The sequence below is a fragment of the Novosphingobium sp. Chol11 genome (assembly GCF_945870625.1).
Lineage (GTDB): Bacteria > Pseudomonadota > Alphaproteobacteria > Sphingomonadales > Sphingomonadaceae > Novosphingobium.
This window is the reverse complement of the sequence record NZ_CAMBTS010000158.1, coordinates 1-4,316: the sequence shown is the minus strand read 5'-3', so window position 1 is coordinate 4,316 and position 4,316 is coordinate 1. Positions and strand designations below refer to the sequence as shown.

Annotated in this window: 5 protein-coding genes; 4 read left to right on the top strand and 1 reads right to left on the bottom strand. The window is 66.3% G+C overall.

Features of this window, described 5'->3' with window-relative positions:
• Positions 1-93: 93 nt before the first annotated feature.
• Both serS and Q0O40_RS15460 read left to right on the top strand, forming a co-directional pair.
• On the top strand, positions 94-1,371 hold the full coding sequence (gene serS, locus Q0O40_RS15465) for a serine--tRNA ligase (RefSeq protein WP_295531923.1): 1,278 nt from the start codon (positions 94-96) through the stop codon (positions 1,369-1,371).
• Complete coding sequence (locus Q0O40_RS15460) at positions 1,371-2,063, top strand: M23 family metallopeptidase (RefSeq protein ID WP_295531921.1); 693 nt, start codon at positions 1,371-1,373, stop codon at positions 2,061-2,063. The genes serS and Q0O40_RS15460 overlap by 1 nt, the downstream gene beginning before the upstream one ends.
• Here Q0O40_RS15460 and Q0O40_RS15455 read toward each other — a convergent pair.
• Complete coding sequence (locus Q0O40_RS15455; RefSeq protein WP_295531919.1) at positions 2,053-2,466, bottom strand: DUF1761 domain-containing protein; 414 nt, start codon at positions 2,464-2,466, stop codon at positions 2,053-2,055. The two genes, Q0O40_RS15460 and Q0O40_RS15455, sit on opposite strands and share 11 nt — an antisense overlap.
• Before the next feature lie 128 nt (positions 2,467-2,594).
• Here Q0O40_RS15455 and rimO point away from each other — a divergent pair, with 128 nt between their 5' ends.
• Together rimO and Q0O40_RS15445 are read left to right on the top strand one after the other, a co-directional pair.
• Complete coding sequence (gene rimO, locus Q0O40_RS15450; protein WP_295531926.1) at positions 2,595-3,992, top strand: 30S ribosomal protein S12 methylthiotransferase RimO; 1,398 nt, start codon at positions 2,595-2,597, stop codon at positions 3,990-3,992.
• Between the two features lie 58 nt (positions 3,993-4,050).
• Positions 4,051-4,316, top strand: a 266-nt coding sequence (locus Q0O40_RS15445; protein ID WP_295531916.1) for a copper chaperone PCu(A)C, incomplete at its 3' end; no start/stop codon positions are given.

The window sequence follows — 4,316 nt, the reverse complement described above, 5'->3', positions numbered from 1 at the left end:
CCAGGGATGCAAGGGCAATAGACCTTGCCCGCCGGAGGCATGACAAGCACGCGCGGTTGAAAGAGCGCGGCCAAGCGGGCATAGGCCTTGGCCATGCATGATATCCGCTTGATCCGCGATGATCCCGCCGCTTTTGATGCCGCGATGGCTCGCCGGGGGCTTGCGCCTTTGGCCGAGGCGATCCTTGCGCTCGATAGCGCGCGGCGCGACGCGCTAACAACGCAACAGGAAGGCCTTGCTCGTCGGAATGCTCTGTCGAAGCAGTTTGGCGATTTCAAAAAGCAAGGTCAAAACCCGCCAACCGATCTCGTCGCTGAGCTTGAGTCACTCAAACACAATCTCCCGCAAGGTGATGTTGACGTTGCGGCAAAGACTGAGGAGATTCATGCGCTCCTTAGTGCTTTGCCCAACCGCCCCGCCGCCGAAGTGCCCGAGGGCGCGGACGAGGCGGGCAATGTCGAAGTGGCGCGCTGGGGCACCCCGCGTGTGTTCGACTTCCCGCCCATAGAGCATGCCGATCTCGGCCCGCCGCTGGGCCTCGATTTCGAGACCGGGGCGCTCATTTCGGGCGCGCGGTTCACCTTTCTGCGCGGCCAGATGGCGCGGCTGCACCGCGCGCTGGGCCAGTTCATGCTCGACCGGCAATCGGGCGAGAACGGCTACACGGAATGCAATCCGCCCTTGCTGGTGAAGGACGAAGCGGCGTTCGGCACCGGGCAATTGCCCAAGTTTGCCGAGGATCTGTTTCAGACCACCGAGGGCCGCTGGCTGATCCCCACCGCCGAGGTCAGCCTGACCAATGCGGTGCAGGGCCAGATCCTGAGCGATGCGGCGCTGCCGCTGCGGATGACCGCGCTCACACCGTGCTTCCGCTCCGAAGCGGGCGCGGCGGGGCGCGATACGCGCGGCTTCATCCGCCAGCACCAGTTCGAAAAGGTCGAGCTGGTCTCGATCGCGCGGCCCGAGGATTCCGAAGCCGAGCACGAGCGGATGACCGCCGCCGCCGAGTCCATCCTGCAGGCGCTGGGCCTGCCCTATCGCCGCATGTTGCTCTGCGCGGGCGATATGGGGTTCACCGCGCGCAAGACGTATGACCTCGAAGTCTGGTTGCCCGGCCAAGGCGCATACCGCGAGATTTCCTCGTGCTCGAACTGCGGCGATTTTCAGGCGCGGCGGATGAACACGCGCTACCGGCCAGAAGGCGGAAAAGGCACCGAGTTCGTCCACACGCTCAACGGATCGGGCCTTGCGGTCGGGCGCACGCTGGTGGCGGTGCTTGAGAATTATCAGCAGGCCGATGGCTCGGTCGATGTGCCCGAGGCGCTGAAGGGCTACATGGGCGGCCTCACCCTGCTGGTGCCGCAGGGCTGATGGCGCGCCGCCTGCTGCGGCTGGTCGTTGCTTCCTCGCTGCTGAGCATGTCCTTCGTTCTCGGGCCCGCGTTGGCGCAGGCCCCGATTGTGGCGTGGAGCTATACCGTGCGCACCGGCGATACGATGAGCGGCATCGCCCGCGCCATGGGGGTCAGCATCGAGGCGCTGGCGGCGGCCAACGGCCTCAGCCCGCCCTATGTGCTGCGCAGCGGGCAAGTGCTGCGGCGCCCCGATCCCGCTGGCGCGCCGCCGCCACCGCGACCTGTGTCACTCCTGCCGCCGCGCCCGGCGGCCTCGGCCAGCCGGCCGCCAAACCTGCTCTGGCCTACTTCGGGGGCCATCGTCAGCCGCTATGGCGCGCCGGTGAAGGGCCTTGCCAACAACGGCTTCGATCTGGCCGCGCTGCCCGGCATGGGGGTATATTCCGCTGCTGCCGGACGGGTTTTGTTTGCGGGAACGGAGCCCGAGCGGTTTGGCCAGCTCATCCTGATCGACCACGGCGGCGGCTGGGTCACGGCGTATGCCTATCTCGGCAAAGTGCGGGTGAAAGAAGGCGATTCTGTGGCCCGGCGGCAATTGATCGCGCGCATCGGCAAGAGCGGCGAGGCGAAAAAGCCCACGCTCCATTTCGAACTGCGACAAAACAACCGCCCGCGCGACCCCTATCCCTATCTGCCGATCAGGCTTTGAACAGCCAGAAGACCGCGCCCATTGCCAGATAGGCCAGCAGCCAGAAGCCCGCATCGATCAGCGCAAGGCGGGTGCTGATCCGCTGATGGGTATAGCTGGTCCACAGCGCCGGGATCACAAAGGCAATCGCCAGCCCGCCCGACATCATGAAATAGAGCCACGGCTTTGCGGCCAGCGTTTCCGCGCCGACGCGGGCGAACATATGCCCCATCATGGATGCGGTGATGAACAGCGCCGCCGCGCTGAGCGCCAGTGTCCGCCCCGGCGCACTCCGGATGCCGAGCCCGCCCGGACCCACTTCATCCAGCCTGACGCGGCCATAGAGCGGGCCATACCACAGCGCCGAAAACAGCAGCGCCGCCGCCACCGCAGCACCCACCGCCAGCCAGTTCACCGGACCCATATTGTCTCTTCCTGCGCAAGGCCGCCCCCCTGCTGCCTCCGGACTACGCGGCATGGCGCGGCTTGGCAATTCGCAGAGCCGTCAGGGCCGTGACTAAGACGCCGATATCGCGTATGCGCGGCGGCACAATGGCTTCCACTCCTTCCCCCATCACCCTTCCCCGTGCGCCCAAAGTGGGCATGGTCAGCCTCGGCTGCCCCAAGGCGCTGGTCGATTCCGAGCGGATTCTGACCCGGCTGCGCGCCGATGGCTATGCCATGAGTGCGGATTATGCCGGGGCCGATGTGGTGCTGGTGAACACCTGCGGCTTCCTCGATTCGGCGAAGGAGGAGAGCCTGGCCGCGATCGGCGAGGCGATTGCGGAAAATGGCCGGGTGATCGTGACCGGATGCCTGGGCAATGAGGCCGAGGCGATCCGCGCGCGTTTCCCCGCCGTGCTGGCCGTGACGGGCGCGCATCAATACGAGGCGGTGGTCGAGGCGGTGCACGAAGCCGCGCCGCCTTCGATGGGCCCCTATGTCGACCTCATCCCGCAGGCCGACGCGGGCGATGTGAAGCTGACCCCGCGCCATTACAGCTACCTCAAGATTTCCGAGGGCTGCAACCACACCTGCGCGTTCTGCATCATCCCCAGCTTGCGCGGCAAACTCGCCAGCCGCCGGATCGATGCGGTGCTGCGCGAGGCCGAAAAGCTGGTCGCGGCGGGCACCAGGGAGCTGCTGGTGATCAGCCAGGACACTTCGGCGTATGGCGTCGATGTGCGGCACGAAGAGCGCATGTGGCAGGGCCGCAGCGTTCGCACCCACATGACCGACCTCGCCCGCGAACTTGGCCAGCTGCGCACGCCGGGCGGCGAAACGCCGTGGGTGCGGCTGCATTATGTCTACCCCTATCCGCATGTCGATGCGGTGATCCCGCTGATGGCGCAAGGGCTGGTCACGCCCTATCTCGACATCCCGTTTCAGCATGCCAGCCCCAGCGTGCTGCGCGCGATGAAGCGCCCGGCGAACGAGGCCAAAGTGCTCGAACGGCTGAAGGCGTGGCGCGAGATCTGCCCCGACATCGCGATCCGCTCCAGCTTTGTCGTCGGCTTTCCGGGCGAGACCGAGGCCGATTTCCAGTACCTGCTCGATTGGCTGGATGAAGCCCAGCTCGACCGGGTCGGCGCGTTTCGGTTCGAGCCGGTGGCGGGCGCGGCGGCCAATGCGCTGCCCGATCCGGTGCCCGAAGCGGTGAAAGAAGAACGCTATGCCCGGATCATGGAAAAGACGGAAAGCATCAGCGCGGCCAAGCTGGCGGCGAAGATCGGCCGCACGGTGCGCGTGATCATCGACGAAGTGGGCGAACCCGACGAGGACGGCGACATCGGCGCGACCGCGCGCTCCGAAGCCGATGCACCCGAGATCGACGGCGCGGTCTATCTGCGCGATGTCTCCGCCGATCTGCAGCCGGGCGACTTTGCCGATGTGCTGATCGAAGACGCCGACGCGCACGATCTTTATGGGGTTATCACGGCGGCAAGTTGATAAAGTTCTGAGAGAAAGCTCGGAGGGCCTTTCGCATTTCAGCATCAGGATCTTGCCCATGACGTCTCTCCGTCTCGCGGCGATTGCCGCGACTGCGCTCGTTTCCGCTCCGCTGCTCGCGCACGGCTTCAAGGCCGGTGCCATCCAGATCGGTCATCCCTGGTCGCGCGTCACCGCGCCAGCGCAAGCGGTCGGCGCGGGCTACATGACGCTCACCAACACCGGCAAGACCGGCGACCGGCTGCTTTCCGCCACATCGCCCGCCGCGCGCACTTTGCAAATCACCGCGGTGAGCATGGGTGACGGCGAGATGCGGACGCGCGC